Here is a 16,031-nt window from a genome sequence, read left to right on the forward strand (position 1 = left end):
TCTTTGTCAAACAGGAGTTTCAGCCCCAATTTTGTGTAATTAATTTTGTCTTATCATTTAAGAGTAATAAAGATAACGAACTCATTAACTTTTGACATCATTTGATTTGGATGGACGGGGTGGTATCTTCTCAGAGAAAGTTTTAGCTTGATTTGAATGGATAAAAATAGTTTCAATGAGATTTTCTGCAATATCCATACAGTTTTCTAATTCTTTTAAAGATGGAGAATATGAACGATGAATAGTAGCATTTCCTGCTTCTATAACTGCTGTAATAATCTTCTTTTGCTCATTTGAGATATATCCTTGGTTTGCGAACTCATCCAGATTTTTTGTAAATGTTTTATTGTCTCCAACTTTTTTAATCATTATATGCTCAATTAAAGCTCTAATACCCATAGTTGCAAGTTTTATGCAATTAGCATGGAGTGCTGCATAAATTTCTTTCATAAGACTACGAATATCTTGCAGATCATCATTTCTACTATATTTATTCAACCAAATTGGCTGCTGCCGATGAATATATGGTGGATAGTAGTAGTATGTAGGCCATCCGTGATCAGCAGAATCTTCTTCTAATCTAAAGATAACGTTTTCACATCCACAGCAACGTAGCACTGCGTATCTCTTTGTTTCCCAAAACTCTGAGGAATAATATACTTCTCCATCTGGTACTTTAATCTCATGAAGAATATCATGATTTACCTCTCCACGACAGTTATTGCAACGAGCTTTTGCTTTGCTGTTGGCATAATTGGATAAATTTGACATATAAGCTGATTTTATAAACTCTTATTTTCAGCATAAAACAAGTTTGTAAAACCGGCAACTCAATTAATAACAGTAATCACTAAATTAAGCTAAAATAAAATAAATAGTAAAATCTTCGCCAGTATATGGTTACATCAACACAACCAACAACTCAAACCTTATACGATCAAGATTATTACCTGTGGATAAGAACAACCATTAACCAACTTCGCACAGGACAATTTTCTGCTGTTGATTTAGAGAACTTATTAGAAGAATTAGAAACTATAAGTAGAACTCAAAAACGAACAATTACAAATTTATTAATTAAGCTGTTTGTCCATCTACTAAAACTCAAATATTGGGATAGTGAAAGAGAACGTAATCAAGGACATTGGCTAGGGGAAATTAGAACATTTCGCAGAGAGATAAAAGATGAACTTAAAGATAGTCCAAGTTTAAAACCTTACATTTTAGAAATATTTGATGAATGTTATCAAGATGCTAGATTAGAAGCATCAGATCGTTCTCAACTTCCTATTGATATATTCCCCATTATCCCCATTGGTTCATTAGAACAAATTTTAGATGATTGGTTGCCAATACAAAAAAATGAAGGATAAAAAATTCATCCTTCACCCTTCAAACTTTATGGTTTTTATTTCCTTATTTCTCAACACCTGTGTGGACAGTTTTTACCCATTTGAGGCGTTTTGGTCGGAAAGACATTCGCGCCGTCGTGCTACCCATAACTACTAACCAATGCAACATATATAAACTGCCGCGAAGGGTTTGGAAAAGTACCATTAAATAGGTAGATGGTTTAAATTGTTGATCGGAACGGACGTGCTTTAAACCAGCAAACATTCCTACTACTGACATTCCCAAAGATAAGCCAGTTACAGGACTTAATACGGGGGGACGATGACGAGCGATCGCCATGAAAATATCTGGTATTGCTGCTGTCGGTAAGATATACATTGTCACCATAAAGATCAACAAATCCCAGGTTTTCCTTGTCCCCATGCGGTTTTTGAGAATCAGATCCCAGTAGTCTAAATAACGTTGATAACCACCTTCTGCCCATCGGTTACGTTGATGCCAAAGGGCTGTAGCATTGGTGACCGCTTCTTCTTGCACCGGAGGATAAAAAACGCATTCAATATCCCATTTGTCTAGATGTAACCGGATAGTTAAATCCAGATCATCAGTGATAGTTTCCTCATTCCAACCACCGCAACTAGCCAAAGCTTGACGACGGACAAATTGACCATTTCCGCGGAGTTCACCAATCCCACCAATAGCAGTGCGCTGTTGTTGAAACCAAATATCCAACAACATTTCCGCCATTTGTCCCTGAGTCCAAAAATTTTCCTTAGCATTGGCGATCGCTTTACGCATTTGTACCGCCCCTACCTGTTCTTTTTGAAATAAAGGAACTATTTGTAATAGCAAATCCGGTGTAACTTGGGCATCAGCATCAAATACAGCAATAATGTCTCCCTTTGTCAGTGGTAATACTTGATTTAATGCCCCCGATTTGCCGCCAATAGCGTCAGAATCACGCCTAAATACATTGAGTTGTTGATATTCCTGCTTGAGTTGGGCGAGTAATTGGGGTGTATTGTCTGTACTATTATCATCAATAATCCAGACTTCATATTGACCATTACCGTATTCCAGATTACACAGATTTTTAACTAATCTGCCAATTACCGCTTCCTCATTTTTAGCAGCCACTAACACAGAGACAAAAGGCAAATCCCCCTCTATCTCTTGGGAATGGTGACGGGGTTTGGCAAAAATAATCCCCAAAGCATGAATACCTAGCATTGTTGTCAGTCCGAGGACAAATATCGAACCCCAGGAAACTAAATGCAAGGTAATAGTACCACTCCAGACTATAGTTAAAACTAGAGCAGCTTTGCCTCTACGTCCTTTAAATCGGCCTGGTGGTAGAGACGCGGAATCCGTCCTTACTTCTGATTCCTCATCTACTGATAGGTCAGTAAAGATAGAGTCAAGGGGATCAGAGTTTCCGTTATAAGCATCATTTTCAGGACAGGAATTCGCCGGCATAGGTTACATAATTCAAAAACATCTATGCTATGTAGCTTTTATTTACAGATTAATACTGTAACAGATTCCTGTCCACCTAATTATAACTTGCTGAAAAATTTTTTCAGCAACCCCCATTTAAAGTTTAATTTCTGCCCTTAATACTGTTGTATCACTTGTATTTGTGATTTGGAACCCAAGTTTTTCACATACTCGCTGCATACCTGAATTGTCAGCTAAAATATCAGCATAGATACAGCAACTTTTCTCGTTTTTACCAACTTCTAGCAATCTGCGGAGTAATTCTGTCCCTAAGCCTTGATATTGAAATTTGTCGCTAACTAGCATCGCAAATTCTGCCGCATTACTACCATGTAATTTACTTAATCTTCCTACTGCTAATATTTCCCGCTTTTCTGTTTCGGGATTTTGGTATTCTGCAACTAAAGCCATTTCTCGATCATAGTCAATAAAGCATATTCGGGTGAGTCGTTCATGGGTAATGCGTTGACTCAATTTAATCATGTGGAAATAGCGAAAATAAACACTCTCTTCTGATAGGGTTTTGTGAAATTCTACCATTAATGGTTCGTCTTCGGGACGAATAGGACGAATAGTAATTGGTGTACCATTGTTCAATTTCCAATTACTAATATATTGACTAGGATAGGGACGAATAGCTAATTTTGGTAATTGATGTTTTTCCACATCAGCAGAATGTAAAACTATCCGCGCATCTAAGGCAATTAATCCTCCAGGATGTATAGGAGTGGGAGGAATAGCCAACAACGGATTAATATCAATTTCTTTAATCCCAGGTTGTTCCACAACTAATTGACTAAATTCTACCATTAATTGTTCAAGAGCAGCAATATCAATACTTTTCCTTCCTCTGACTCCTTGCAAAGCTTTATAAATTTTGGTTTGTTCCATCATCCGTCGTGCTAGGGTAGTATTAAGAGGCGGCAGGGCAATAGAACTATCTTGAAACACTTCCACCAATTGTCCCCCAGCACCAAATAATAATACTGGTCCAAATTGGGGATCTAAACTACTACCAATAATCAATTCATAGCCATCAGTTTTGATCATTGGTTGTACAGTTACACCCAAAAAATCTTCCGCTTTGGCTTTCTCTTTTACGGATTTTTGAATATTTTGAAAAGCACATTTTACCGATTCTGCATTTTGCAAATTTAATTGCACACCACCCACATCAGTTTTATGGGTAATTGTCTGAGAATAAAGTTTTAAAACTACCGGATAACCCAGATTTTCTGCACATTCAACCGCTTTATCCACAGTTTCCGCAATGCAACCAGCCACCACAGGGATACCGTAAGCGGCTAAAATTTCCTTAGATTCAAATTCCGTGAGAATTGTTCTTCCTGCTGTTTTTGCAGCTTGAATAATATTTTCCACTTTAGCACAATTGCGAGTATTCACATCACAAGTTAATGTCGGTAAAACTGGAGTTTCATAAATACCGCGCAGGTTATAACTCGACTTCCACATATAACTAAATACTCGCGCTGCTGTATCAGGATAAGCATAAGTGGGAATACCTTGATTGTTAAGAATTTGTTCTCCCTCGGCTATATCTGCACCACCCATCCAACTAGCTAAAATTGGTTTATTTGACATTTGTGCGTAGGGTTTTAGTTGTGCCGCTGTTTGGGTAGGATCTGTCATTGATTGGGGTGTTAAAATCACTAATAAACCATCACTATTGGGATCTTGTGCCGCAATTTCTAAGGCTTTTGTATAACGTTGGGGGTCAGCATCCCCTAAAATATCAATAGGATTATTATGACTCCATTGCGGTGGTAAAATGTCATTTAAGGAAGTCATTATTTCTGGAGAAATTGCTGCTAATTCTCCTCCACTTTCAATTAATGTATCTGTTGCTAATACTCCCGGACCGCCAGCATTAGTTAAAATTGTTAGCCGGGGACCTTGGGGACGGGGTTGTTTTGCTAATACTTCCGACATATCAAATAAATCAGAAATACTATTGACTCGTAACACCCCACAACGGCGAAAAGCTGCATCTAAAACAGCATCACTTCCTGCTAATGATCCTGTGTGAGAAGCGGCTGCTTTAGCTGCGGCTGGTGTCCGACCAGCTTTAATCACAATTATCGGTTTTGTTAAAGCCACTTCTCGCGCTGCTGATAGGAAGGAACGCGCATTCCCAATGGATTCCATATAAATTACAATACTTTTAGTCTGGGGGTCATCACCAAGATAATAAATTAAATCTCCCCAACTAATATCTAACATTGAACCAATGGAAATAAAGGCACTAAAACCCACATTTTCTTGAAAACTCCAGTCTAGAATTGCTGTACATAAAGCTCCACTTTGACTAATAAAACCAACATTTCCTGGACGCGCCATTTTACTGGCAAAGGTAGCATTTAAACCAGAAATTGGATTCATTACTCCTAAACAATTAGGACCGATAATTCTAATTTTTCCTCTTTGTGCTTGTTGGATAATTTCCTGTTCTAAAGCGATACCTTTTTCTCCAGATTCTTTAAAACCAGCGGAAATAATGATTGCTCCTTTGATTTCAGCATTAACGCAATCAGATATAATTTGGGGTACAGTTTGTGCTGGTGTAACGATAACGGCTAAATCTATTTTTTCGGGAACATCAAAAATAGTCGGATAAGCTTTAATTCCTAATACGCTATGACGGTGAGGATTAATCGGAAAAACTGTTCCTCCAAAGGGATTAGTGATTAAGTTCCAAAGCAAAGTTCGTCCTACACTTCCGGGTTTTTCAGTAGCACCAATTACGGCTACAGTTTTGGGAATAAATATCGCATCTAGGGGATTAACGATATCATAAACTTTATTGCTAATTCTTTGGTTAGATGTTTCCATACATACTCCTATGAATTTGTGATTATTTTGGATTTTGCTGAATGAAGGTATGAATTTGTTTCACGCAGAGTCGCAGAGAGGAAGAGAAATGGAATTTTTTATCCTTTATTAATAATGTTAATGATTTTTGTTAAAGCTATACTAATTCCTTGTTCTGCTATTGGTGAAAGACTATCTCCTAATTCAAAGTTAACCCCTGGTACTGTTATTAACCAAGCTGGTGGACTATAACCATAGAGGGATTTTGTTAAGGCTAAAAGATATGTAGGCTTAATGCTATGTCCTATGATCATCCTAGATTCAGTAGGTAGTATAGATTCTACTTGCACATTTTGCAATTCTGAATTCAAACTAGCATCTACAAAAATTGCTAAATTGACATTTGCCAAATTTGCTGCTAATTCTGGAGTGAGTTGGTGAACTGCTAAAGATTGGACATGAGATAGATGCCAGAGATTGATGAGATTTGCTACTCTAGGACCAATAGCATCATCACTGAGTAATTCATTTCCATAACCAATCACTATTGTAGCTTTCATTATTTTTAATTTATCTGTGTTTATCTGCGGTTAACTATTCTGGAAATTTTGCTCCATACAGTTTCAGCTTAATTTTGAATATGAGACTAAGTAGGTTAGCATTGAAAATCGTCGTTATGGCAAGGCAAGAGGCAAAAGGCAAGAGGCAAGAGTGAAGAGGGTTTGGGCGATTTTACTTTTCTTTACATAGATTGGTTTTATTGTGTTCACCTACTTAAGAGCAAAATTTGAGTACATTATGAGAAAACACAAAAATTCTCAAAACAAACTTATGTGAACAGGACATTTATTTTCTGACTTATTTGTTATAATATTATGAATCTGGATGGTTTCCATTAAACCATTAAACTTTTTAGATAAATTGTGAGGCTGTTTTATGCCTGAAGTGAATTTTCAACAACCAATTAATAGTGCTGCTAGGATTGTAGAAGAATATACGATGGGAAAAAGAGACTTTGAAAGAGCAGAATTAGATGATGCTAATTTACAAAGTTTGGATTTAAAAGGCTCTGATTTCAGCTATGCTGATTTGAGTAGAGCCAACCTTGGGGGTGCAAATCTGCGAGGATGTGATTTGAGTTTTGCTGATTTAAGTGAAGCTAATTTACAAAATGCAGATTTACGCGGAGCAATGTTATTTTCCGCGAATTTGCGTCAAGCTAATTTAGAAGGGACGCATTTAAAAAAGGCAGACTGTGATCATAACACCCATTTTCCCAAGAATTTTGACCCTATTGCAGCAGGTGTAAGTATGAGTGAACTATAGATACTGGTGCGGCTATATCAGCCGCTAATTCTTATACTAAGTAGGTTGGCGTTGAAAATTGTCGTTATGGCAAGGCAAAAGGCAAGAGGCAAGAGTGAAGAGGGTTTGGGCGATTTTACATTTCTTTACACAGTTTGGTTTTATTATGTTCACCTACTTAGTATTCTTTTGAATTGTTATATTTACCCCACTTTATCACTTGACAATTAAAATAGCACATTTTCTCAATTTTTGTAAATTTTAATTTTATAACTTAATTTTTTCCTGGGAATACTTTAGTTAAATCTAAGATTAATTCCGGGAGAGATGGCAATTTTACAGACTCATTAGGGAGGATAATTGATTTGTAACGATAGCCAAATTTACCTTGTAAATCTTGATATCAGTAGCAAGAGTCATAAAATTTAGGTAATATGAGTTTAGCTTAAATTATATCATAAAAATACCAGATCCCCAGATTCCCGACTTCTTAGAGAAGTCGGGGATCTAAATACTTAATTATGATAAATTTGATTAACTATAGTGCCATTTGTGTCCACTACTTCTATTAATAAAGGCATTTGTCCCATTGCATGAGTTGAACAACTCAAACAAGGATCAAAAGTCCTAATTCCGGCTTCAACTCGGTTTAACATTCCTTCTTTTATGTTATCACCTTGGATAAAATGACGGGCAATTTGGGCAACTGTCCGATTCATGGCTAAGTTATTTTGACCAGTAGCAATAATTAAATTTACTTTTAACATTAAACCATTTTCATCAACTTGATAATGATGAAATAATGTCCCTCTTGGGGCTTCACTAACACCAACTGCCTCTAGGCAATTAATACCAGCTTCAGCACAGAGACGATTTGATAAAATATCTGGGTCATCAAGGATAATCTCTATATGTTCAATTGATGCTAAAATTTCAATCAACCGCGCATAATGATAGAAAAATGATGATTTAACAGTTCCGGTTCCATAACTACGAAATTCTTTTAATTCTGTGTCTGCTAAAGGTGTGCCAATCTGACTACAGATATTTAATCTAGCTAATGGTCCGACGCGATACATTCCACTATCTAAACGACAATGATCTGTGGTATCAGGATAACCTAAAGGAAGATAATAAGGTGATTTTAAATAAGAATCTGCTTGGACTGCTTCACCAATAAATTCATGATAGTTAGCAGCATCAAGATTATCAGCAACAATGTTTCCTCCACTATCAACAAATCGGATATGTCCATCATAAGTTTCCCATAAACCTTCAGGACTGACTAAACCCATAAATAAACTAGGAAAATTACCAAAAGTTTTTGCTTCTTTTTCATAAGTTTTTAATAGGGTTTTAAATAAAGCTATGGCACTAATTACAGTGGCTTTGGCTTCAGGAATTTTTTGCTGAATGTGGGTGCGATTTTCTGTTGTTAAAGGGTCACGAACTCCACCAGGAACAGCCCAGGAAGGATGAATTTTTTTTCCTCCTAATAATTCAATGATTTCTTGTCCAAATTGGCGTAAACGGATTCCACCTCTGGCTAATTCCGGTTCAGCGGCAATTAAACCAAAGATATTGCGGTTTTCGGGTTCGCTATCCATGCCCAATAATAGGTCTGGTGCGCTGAGGTGAAAGAAGCTGAGGGCATGAGATTGGATGATTTGCCCTAAATTCATCAAACGGCGTAATTGAGAGGCTGTTTTGGGGATTGTAACGGCTAATATTTTATCCCCTGTTTTGGCTGATGCTAATAAGTGACTGACTGGACAAATACCGCAAATTCTCGCCGTAATTCCTGGCATTTCTGGAAACGGACGACCGACACAAAATTTTTCAAACCCACGAAATTCTGTAACATGAAATCTAGCATCATTTACTTGACCTTCATCATCTAAATAAATGCTAATTTTCGCGTGTCCTTCAATGCGAGTAACGGGGTCAATAACAATTGTTTTCATAATTAATCGGTGATTGGTAATTAGATAAAATTGTAGGTTGGGTTGACGTAAGGAAACCCAACATTTCCGCAACATTATCAAAGATTTTGTTGGGTTATGCTACGGCTCCCGTAAGGGATACATTTTGTTCTACCCAACCTACGGATATTAATTACAAATCATAAAACCTAGATTCTGTGAATTCTGGATATTCATCACAGTAATCTTCAAAGGCAGTTTTCAGAGGTTTTTCAGCGAGTTGGTGGGCAATTTCGGCTTGAATTTCTTCTACTACATCCCAAGCGGCTGCACATTCTGCGGAATTGATGCCTTTTTCTGCACAAACAATTCGAGCTTTTTTAATTTCATCTTGTAATTCTTGTTCTAATAAAAATGAGCGCGGTTGTTCTAAACAAGTACTTCTGGCTAAGATATCAGTAAGTGAGATTATTCCTAATAATTTACCACTAATTACAGGCGCACGGCGGAGATGATGATTAGCAAATAATCTGGCTACATATTCTAAACCCAATTCTGGATTAACGACAATACAAGGTTTAGTCATAATTTCATAAACACGGATTTTATTTGGATCTTTGCTATAGGAAATTACCTTATAAACAATGTCGCTTTCTGTGATAATTCCATAAGCATCTTGTTCATGACGACGATCTACAATTAATGCTCTCCAATCTCTTGCTTTCATTAAATCAACTGCTTCTTTGACTGTTGCTGAACTGCGAATCATTGCCACATCTTTAGTCATTACATCTGCTGCTGTTAACATAATTCACCTCGAAAAAATAGGAGTCAGAAAGAAAGGAGAAAGAAGATATAGGGGTTATCTGTTGAGTTAAATATAAGAACCCCGCCCCCAACCCCCTCCCCGCAAGCAAGGAGGGGGCTATAATGGATGTATTTATTTGGTTATAATTACTAATTAACCAAATTTAATCATTTCTCTGCCGACAATTTCCGGTTTTTCTCCTTTTAATAGTGGTTCAAGTGCGGCACGAATCCGATGTGCTGAAGGGGGACAACCGGGTAAATAAATATCAACTGGTACTACCTTATGCACAGGGACAACTGTATCTAGTAAAGGGGGAACAATTCCTGGGGAATTGGGAATTTGTTGATTAATATCTGCTTCTTGAATATAAGCTAATTGTAGGGCTGGTTCAGCACCACCTGCAAGATTACGTAAAGCGGTAACATTACCAGTAACAGCACAATCACCAAAGGAAATTATTGTTTTAGTCCGGTTTCTAATTTTGTGAATTAATTCTAAATGTTCTTCATTGGCGATCGCACCTTCAACTAATACGATATCTACACCTTCGGGATATTCTTTAATATCAGCTAAGGGACTATAAACTATATCTAATTGTGCGGCTAAATCTATTAACCATTCGTCCAAATCGAGAAAGGACATATGACAACCAGAACATCCACCTAACCACACCGTTGCTAATTTGATTTTAGTCATTTTTTCACCTTTTCAGTTTTCAGTGGAAATTAATGATTGCCATTCTTTGACAACATGAATGGGAACTGCGATATTAATGAAGTTTGTACTGGGAAGGGGTATAGATAAAGTTAAAGATTCTGGAGGTAATTGAGGTAAGATTTCTGTCAAATCATATTGACCAACAGTTGGTGCTGGGGCTTCCTCTAAAAATACATCAGCAGCATTCCAAACTTTACCTGTTGTTGAGGTGATTTTTAAAGGTTGGGGATGAATTAACTCACCAACACTAGGAAAACCAACTAGGCGAAGATTTATATTCGATGGTTGATCCGAATACACTTGTTTAAATAATACAACTTGCCAGACTTTTCCTGATTGATCATCTAATTTCACTTGTGAACGGTAAATAATTTCTTCGGGAGGATTTCCTATCTGAGTAACAGCAGCAATTACTTTTCCAGATGATAGATTTGCTAAACCAAGGAATATAAATGTTGTCAATATCCCTACTAATAGAATTCGCTTAAATATTTGTTGAATATGCGGTAACATGAGATTTCATTTTAAATTATGCTAATGACTAAAAATTCCACTGCTTTTTATTTCTTGCAGTTACTAAAAATTCAATTTTGCCCCGATCATGTTTCATTTCACCGACACTTGAACCTTTATCAAATAATGCTCCTGTGGGACAGGCATTCACACATTTACCACAGGAAGTACAGGTCTGGGAAGTTCCCCAAGGTTGATTTAAATCAGTAATTACATGAGATTTTGAGCCTCTTCCTGCCATATCCCAAGTATGTGCGCCTTCAATTTCATCACAGACACGAATACAGCGAGTGCAAAGCACACAACGATTATGATCTATGCCAAAAAGATGATGGGAAGTGTCAACAGTTCGCTGAGGATTTTGATATTCTAAGCGGAGATGATCCATGCCCATTTCTATGGCTAAATCTTGTAATTCACAGTTACCATTAGCAACACAAATGGAACAAATGTGATTACCTTCAGCAAATAACATTTCTACAATTGTCCGCCGGTATTTTTGTAAGCGATCGCTATTTGTATTCACCTCCATTCCTTCTGTAACTTTAGTCACGCAAGCAGGTTGTAATTTATTACTTCCTGCAATTTCCACTAAACATAAACGACAAGCACCAATATCACCCACACCTTCTAAATGACATAATGTAGGAATATGAATACTAGCTTCCTGCGCTGCTTCTAGTAAGGTTTCATCCTCACGAGCGCTAATCAATTCCCCATTTATTGTTAAAGTTTTTACAGTCATAGTAATTTGGTAATGGGTAATGGGTAATTGGTAATTCTTAATCCTGAAAATCCTTTAATCCTGGAAATCCTGATTCAGACAGTTTCCCTGACTAATTCCAAATATTCATCTCGAAAATATCGCAAAGTGCTAAAAACTGGATTTGGTGCAGACTGTCCTAAACCACATAAACTGGTGTGTTTTACCATGTCGCAAAGTTCCTCCAATAAATCTAAATCAGCGAGCGAACCTTTTCCTTGACTAATCTTTGTTAATAAACCGTGTAATTGCACAGTTCCCACACGACAAGGAATGCACTTACCGCAAGATTCATCCATGCAGAATTCCATGAAAAAGCGGGCGACATCTACCATATTTGTAGTTTTATCCATGACAATCATTCCCCCCGAACCCATCATTGAACCCAAGGCGGTTAAAGATTCATAATCCACAGGTGTAGCAAAAGCCGACGCAGGAATACATCCCCCTGAAGGTCCGCCGGTTTGTACTGCTTTAGCTATACCATTGTCGGGAACACCTCCTCCCATTTCCTCGACAATTTCTTGTAAAGATGTTCCCATTGGGACTTCAATTAAACCCGTATTGCGGATTTTTCCAGCTAATGCAAATACTTTTGTGCCTTTGCTTTTACCAATGCCGATATTAGCAAACCAATCAGCACCTTTACGAATAATCGGCGCAATATTGGCAAAGGTTTCCACATTATTAATTAACGTCGGATAGCCCCATAAACCCGACTCAGCCGGGTATGGGGGACGGGGATGGGGGACACCACGTTTACCTTCAATTGAAGCCATTAACGCCGTTTCTTCACCGCAGACATAAGCGCCCGCACCAATGCGAATTTCTACTTTAAAATCAAAGGGAGAATCAAAGATTTGTGAACCCAAAAGCCCTAAGTGTTGGGCTTGATGAATTGCCGTTTCCAGGCGTTTGATAGCAATGGGATATTCTGCCCTAACATAAATATAGCCTTGATTTGCACCAATGGAGTAGGCAGCGATCGCCATCCCTTCCAAAACCCGATGGGGATCACTTTCTAATACACTTCTATCCATGAATGCACCGGGATCACCTTCATCAGCATTGCAAATTACAAACTTCTTCTCAGCCTTTGATTTTGCTACCGTTCCCCATTTTAAACCTGTGGGATAACCAGCACCACCGCGCCCCCTTAAACCGCTTTTAGTAATAGTTTCCACTACCTGACTGGGTTTCATTTCCCGCAGCACTTGGTAAAGGGCTTGATAACCATCAGATGCAATGTAAGCTTGAATCCGTTCCGGGTCAATTTTACCACTGTTTTCTAGGACAATCGGTAATTGACGGCTAAAAAATGGCTGATTTAAATCACCCTCCTGTAAATTTGTGACTTCTCCATTTACCCCCGCCATAATTGCTGCTGCATTTTCTGGGGTAACTTTTTGATACAATTTTGATGCGGGCGGATTTTCCCAGTTTTCCACCTGTACCAATGGTCCTTGACAACATAGACGCATACAACCCACACCAGAAACCTGCACAGTATCTTCTAAACCCGCAGCTTTCACAGATGCTTCCAGATTGTCCTTCACAGCTTGAGAATCAGAAGAGAGACAACCCGCAGCCGTACAACAGCGAATTTGCAGAGATTTCCGTTGAGAAAGCTCCTTTTGGGCAATTTCTAATAATTCATTTAGTTCCATTTTGCCACCATTCTCCCACTTTTTCGCAAACCGATTCCGGGGTTTGATTACCTAAAATAGCACCATCAAACACTACCGCAGGGGCAATTCCACAAGCCCCCAAACATCTAGCCGTCATCACAGAAATTTGACCATTTGCGGTAGTTTCTCCTGCGTGAATCTGCGTAACTTTTTCCAACTGGGTTAAGATCACCGTTGAGCCTTTGACATAACAAGCTGTACCCGTACAAACCACACAATTATGAACCCCTTTCGGTGCTAGGGAAAACAAATGATAGAAAGTAGCCACTCCATAAACGCGACTACGTGGCAACTTCAGACTATGGGAAATGTACAGCAATAAATCCAGTTCTAAATAACCAAATAATTCAGAAGCCCGATGCAGAATTTCAATAAGTGCATCTTGTTGATATTGATGACGCTTAATAGTTGCGTCTAACATCTTTAAACGCTTGTCTCCACTGGGATGAGTTAAAGAAGGTGGAACTGATGTTTTCATATTTTTTCACAAAATCCATTAGACATCTCCAAAAATTAAATATGCCTATCCTAGAACCCTTGTAGAGACGTTCCATGGAACGTCTCTACTTTTCTGGAGATGTATATTAACTTATCCGTCTTTATCTGCGTTCATCTGCGGTTAATAATTCTGGAAATCTGATTCTATGCAGCCTCACCTAGCATTACTTACTAACTGTAGTAGCTGCTGAAGAAACATTTGCCGCTTGGGAACTCATAGGAATATGGACAATCTGCACTGAACAAGGTGCATGATGTAAAACATAATTACTCACACTACCGAGAAAAAATTCCGCCAGTCCAGAACGTCCCCGTCTTCCCATGATAATTAAGTCAGCATTCCAGTCAGTGGCTAATTCACAAATCATTCGTCCTGGACTACCAGTATTTTGGGTAAATTCTGTATTAACACCAGATGTATTAGCTTGGGCGCTCCATGACTGTAACATTTGCCAGCCTTCGTTTTTAAATTTTTCCCACTGCTCTTGGTATAATTTAAAACTTTGCTCATTCCAGCCAGGATAGTAGTCAATATTGGGGAACACCAGTGCCTCTGGACTACCTTCCTCTTCCTGTGATAAAACGTGCAGTAACATTAAATTCGCAGATGTGATCTTGGCTAAAGATAAAGCTTGTTCAAAAACTTTTATACTCATATCCGAGCGATCTACTGCGACTAAAATTTTCTTAAACATATATACCTCGATGTTAGTTTGCTAACTAATGATAATGAGTATATTCGGCTTTTTAGGTTAATGTTTGGTAAAAGTATCCTTAATATTCACTAACGATTGTACAGCAGAAGTCGGGAGTAGCAGCTTTATATGGCATAGTTTCGTAATTAAATTTTACACTTTGTCTAACTGGAATATCCTGGATTTATCGGTCAAAAATTTGGCAATTAAGGTTTCATATTTACACTATACAAACCAGAAAAAAATTGCATCTTATCTAAGATAGATTAACAGATGTTAAAATTTATTTCTCTGTAGCGATAATATGTAAATCTATGTGCTGATCTCTAATTAACTCCAGCAAGCGTTGTGTAAAAGAGCGTTTAAAAAATATTTTCCATCGGGGTTGTTGACTTTCGCCGATGACTATTTGGGTGATATGATTAGTTGCGGCAACTTGGGCGATCGCTTGAGCAACATTGTTACTTTTAACATGAAGAAATTCACCACCAAATTCTCGGCATAGTTTCTCACAAGTATGAATATGTAAACTTTCTTCTTTAGTCAAAAACCGTTCAGGATCGGCAATGAATACAGTATATAACTTGGCATTCATATAATTAGCAATTCGCGCCCCCCGCCGTAATAATTGAATCGAATTTGGATAGGTAGATACACATATCAAAACCCGTTCATGAACAGTGCGAATTTGCCCAGGAGAGATGGAAGTATTTGCCTCTTCCTCAACTGTATCTGCAACTTCTCTTAATGCTAATTCTCGCAAAGCAATGAGGTTACGACGCTGAAAAAAGTTTTCTAAAGATTGCTCAATTTTATTAGCAGCATAAATTTTACCCTCCCGTAACCGTTCTTCTAAAGTTTCTGGAGTTACATCAATGACAACCACAGCATCAGCTTCATCCAGCAACCGATCTGGAATGCGTTCTCGGACGACAACACCCGTAATTCCGGCTACTAAATCATTCAAACTTTCTAAATGTTGAATATTCACAGTAGAGTAAACATCTATGCCGGCTGCTAAAATCAATTCTACATCTTGATAGCGTTTTTCTCTAGGTGAACCAGGAATATTTGTATGTGCTAATTCATCAACTAATACCAATTGGGGAGAGCGGTTTAAAATTGCCTCTGTGTCCATTTCTTGGAGGTTGATATTTTTATGAATATTGGCTTTTTGCGGAACTACTTCTAATCCTATAGCTTTGACAGCAGTATCTTTGCGTCCATGAGTTTCGATAATGCCAATAACAACATCAATACCTTCTTGTTGCAGTTGATGTGCTTCTTCTAGCATTCTGTAAGTTTTTCCCACACCAGGAGCCATACCAATGAATATTTTATGCTTTCCGCGTCGAGCAGGACGAATATAAGAACTGTCAGGGGAGGGCGTATGGGGATAAGACATAATAACTAGGGTTTGCGGAAAAGTCTTTTCATTCG

At 37.9% G+C, this 16,031-nt stretch carries 15 protein-coding genes and 1 pseudogene; 2 read left to right on the plus strand and 14 right to left on the minus strand.

Annotation, left to right across the window (positions count from 1 at the left end; genetic code table 11):
• Positions 1 to 84 precede the first annotated feature (84 nt).
• On the minus strand, positions 85 to 771 hold the full coding sequence (locus HEQ36_RS07385) for a DUF4145 domain-containing protein (RefSeq protein WP_168635609.1): 687 nt from the start codon (positions 769 to 771) through the stop codon (positions 85 to 87).
• Between the two features lie 125 nt (positions 772 to 896).
• On the opposite strand from HEQ36_RS07385, the gene HEQ36_RS07390 reads away from it, so the two are divergent.
• Positions 897 to 1,373, plus strand: coding sequence for a DUF29 domain-containing protein (locus HEQ36_RS07390; RefSeq protein ID WP_168635610.1), 477 nt, complete (start codon positions 897 to 899; stop codon positions 1,371 to 1,373).
• 43 nt (positions 1,374 to 1,416) lie between these two features.
• On the opposite strand, the gene HEQ36_RS07395 is transcribed toward HEQ36_RS07390, so the two are convergent.
• From HEQ36_RS07395 to HEQ36_RS07405, 3 genes are all read right to left on the minus strand, one after another.
• Complete coding sequence (locus HEQ36_RS07395; protein WP_168635611.1) at positions 1,417 to 2,829, minus strand: glycosyltransferase family 2 protein; 1,413 nt, start codon at positions 2,827 to 2,829, stop codon at positions 1,417 to 1,419.
• Positions 2,830 to 2,946: 117 nt separating this feature from the next.
• The gene (locus HEQ36_RS07400; RefSeq protein WP_168635612.1) at positions 2,947 to 5,700 is read right to left on the minus strand and encodes a bifunctional acetate--CoA ligase family protein/GNAT family N-acetyltransferase; all 2,754 of its coding nucleotides are present in this window, start codon (positions 5,698 to 5,700) and stop codon (positions 2,947 to 2,949) included.
• A 98-nt stretch (positions 5,701 to 5,798) separates the two neighbouring features.
• Positions 5,799 to 6,239: a hydrogenase maturation protease gene (locus tag HEQ36_RS07405; protein ID WP_053540494.1), complete on the minus strand. Its 441-nt coding sequence runs from the start codon at positions 6,237 to 6,239 to the stop codon at positions 5,799 to 5,801.
• Positions 6,240 to 6,615: 376 nt separating this feature from the next.
• Between HEQ36_RS07405 and HEQ36_RS07410 the strand changes: the two genes are divergently transcribed.
• On the plus strand, positions 6,616 to 7,005 hold the full coding sequence (locus tag HEQ36_RS07410; protein ID WP_053540495.1) for a pentapeptide repeat-containing protein: 390 nt from the start codon (positions 6,616 to 6,618) through the stop codon (positions 7,003 to 7,005).
• A gap of 253 nt (positions 7,006 to 7,258) precedes the next feature.
• Here the strand turns inward: HEQ36_RS07410 and HEQ36_RS07415 are convergent.
• The 10 genes and pseudogenes from HEQ36_RS07415 to HEQ36_RS07460 all read right to left on the minus strand — a co-directional run.
• A pseudogene (locus tag HEQ36_RS07415) lies at positions 7,259 to 7,387 on the minus strand (Uma2 family endonuclease); the annotation flags it as partial.
• A 112-nt stretch (positions 7,388 to 7,499) separates the two neighbouring features.
• A complete protein-coding gene (locus tag HEQ36_RS07420) occupies positions 7,500 to 8,948 on the minus strand; it encodes a Ni/Fe hydrogenase subunit alpha (protein WP_168635613.1) in 1,449 nt (482 codons plus the stop codon).
• A gap of 151 nt (positions 8,949 to 9,099) precedes the next feature.
• Entirely contained in the window at positions 9,100 to 9,714 is a 615-nt protein-coding gene (locus HEQ36_RS07425) for a CP12 domain-containing protein (protein ID WP_168635614.1), read from the minus strand.
• Between the two features lie 153 nt (positions 9,715 to 9,867).
• Positions 9,868 to 10,413 carry an oxidoreductase gene (locus tag HEQ36_RS07430; RefSeq protein ID WP_168635615.1) on the minus strand — a complete coding sequence of 182 codons (546 nt, stop codon included), beginning with the start codon at positions 10,411 to 10,413 and terminating at the stop codon, positions 9,868 to 9,870.
• 12 nt (positions 10,414 to 10,425) lie between these two features.
• A complete protein-coding gene (locus tag HEQ36_RS07435; RefSeq protein WP_053540498.1) occupies positions 10,426 to 10,947 on the minus strand; it encodes a DUF3122 domain-containing protein in 522 nt (173 codons plus the stop codon).
• Between the two features lie 28 nt (positions 10,948 to 10,975).
• A complete protein-coding gene (gene hoxU, locus HEQ36_RS07440; RefSeq protein ID WP_053540499.1) occupies positions 10,976 to 11,692 on the minus strand; it encodes a bidirectional hydrogenase complex protein HoxU in 717 nt (238 codons plus the stop codon).
• A 74-nt stretch (positions 11,693 to 11,766) separates the two neighbouring features.
• A complete protein-coding gene (locus HEQ36_RS07445; RefSeq protein ID WP_168635616.1) occupies positions 11,767 to 13,377 on the minus strand; it encodes a NuoF family protein in 1,611 nt (536 codons plus the stop codon).
• Entirely contained in the window at positions 13,364 to 13,876 is a 513-nt protein-coding gene (gene hoxE, locus HEQ36_RS07450; RefSeq protein ID WP_168635617.1) for a bidirectional hydrogenase complex protein HoxE, read from the minus strand. The genes HEQ36_RS07445 and hoxE overlap by 14 nt, the downstream gene beginning before the upstream one ends.
• A gap of 184 nt (positions 13,877 to 14,060) precedes the next feature.
• Positions 14,061 to 14,591, minus strand: coding sequence for a universal stress protein (locus tag HEQ36_RS07455; protein ID WP_168635618.1), 531 nt, complete (start codon positions 14,589 to 14,591; stop codon positions 14,061 to 14,063).
• Positions 14,592 to 14,874: 283 nt separating this feature from the next.
• Positions 14,875 to 15,996 (minus strand): sensor histidine kinase KdpD, encoded by a 1,122-nt coding sequence (locus tag HEQ36_RS07460; RefSeq protein ID WP_168635619.1) that lies wholly within the window; start codon positions 15,994 to 15,996, stop codon positions 14,875 to 14,877.
• Positions 15,997 to 16,031: the final 35 nt, after the last annotated feature.

Origin of the sequence: Anabaena sp. 54 (assembly GCF_017355725.1) — a bacterium.
GTDB lineage: Bacteria > Cyanobacteriota > Cyanobacteriia > Cyanobacteriales > Nostocaceae > Dolichospermum > Dolichospermum heterosporum.

Coding starts and splice junctions, on each gene's coding strand:
- HEQ36_RS07430 (WP_168635615.1), bottom strand. CDS start 10,413: ATGACTAAAATCAAATTAGCAACGGTGTGGTTAGGTGGATGTTCTGGT.
- HEQ36_RS07385 (WP_168635609.1), bottom strand. CDS start 771: ATGTCAAATTTATCCAATTATGCCAACAGCAAAGCAAAAGCTCGTTGC.
- HEQ36_RS07420 (WP_168635613.1), bottom strand. CDS start 8,948: ATGAAAACAATTGTTATTGACCCCGTTACTCGCATTGAAGGACACGCG.
- HEQ36_RS07390 (WP_168635610.1), top strand. CDS start 897: ATGGTTACATCAACACAACCAACAACTCAAACCTTATACGATCAAGAT.
- HEQ36_RS07455 (WP_168635618.1), bottom strand. CDS start 14,591: ATGTTTAAGAAAATTTTAGTCGCAGTAGATCGCTCGGATATGAGTATA.
- hoxE (WP_168635617.1), bottom strand. CDS start 13,876: ATGAAAACATCAGTTCCACCTTCTTTAACTCATCCCAGTGGAGACAAG.
- HEQ36_RS07395 (WP_168635611.1), bottom strand. CDS start 2,829: ATGCCGGCGAATTCCTGTCCTGAAAATGATGCTTATAACGGAAACTCT.
- HEQ36_RS07435 (WP_053540498.1), bottom strand. CDS start 10,947: ATGTTACCGCATATTCAACAAATATTTAAGCGAATTCTATTAGTAGGG.
- HEQ36_RS07410 (WP_053540495.1), top strand. CDS start 6,616: ATGCCTGAAGTGAATTTTCAACAACCAATTAATAGTGCTGCTAGGATT.
- HEQ36_RS07400 (WP_168635612.1), bottom strand. CDS start 5,700: ATGGAAACATCTAACCAAAGAATTAGCAATAAAGTTTATGATATCGTT.
- hoxU (WP_053540499.1), bottom strand. CDS start 11,692: ATGACTGTAAAAACTTTAACAATAAATGGGGAATTGATTAGCGCTCGT.
- HEQ36_RS07425 (WP_168635614.1), bottom strand. CDS start 9,714: ATGTTAACAGCAGCAGATGTAATGACTAAAGATGTGGCAATGATTCGC.
- HEQ36_RS07445 (WP_168635616.1), bottom strand. CDS start 13,377: ATGGAACTAAATGAATTATTAGAAATTGCCCAAAAGGAGCTTTCTCAA.
- HEQ36_RS07405 (WP_053540494.1), bottom strand. CDS start 6,239: ATGAAAGCTACAATAGTGATTGGTTATGGAAATGAATTACTCAGTGAT.
- HEQ36_RS07460 (WP_168635619.1), bottom strand. CDS start 15,996: ATGTCTTATCCCCATACGCCCTCCCCTGACAGTTCTTATATTCGTCCT.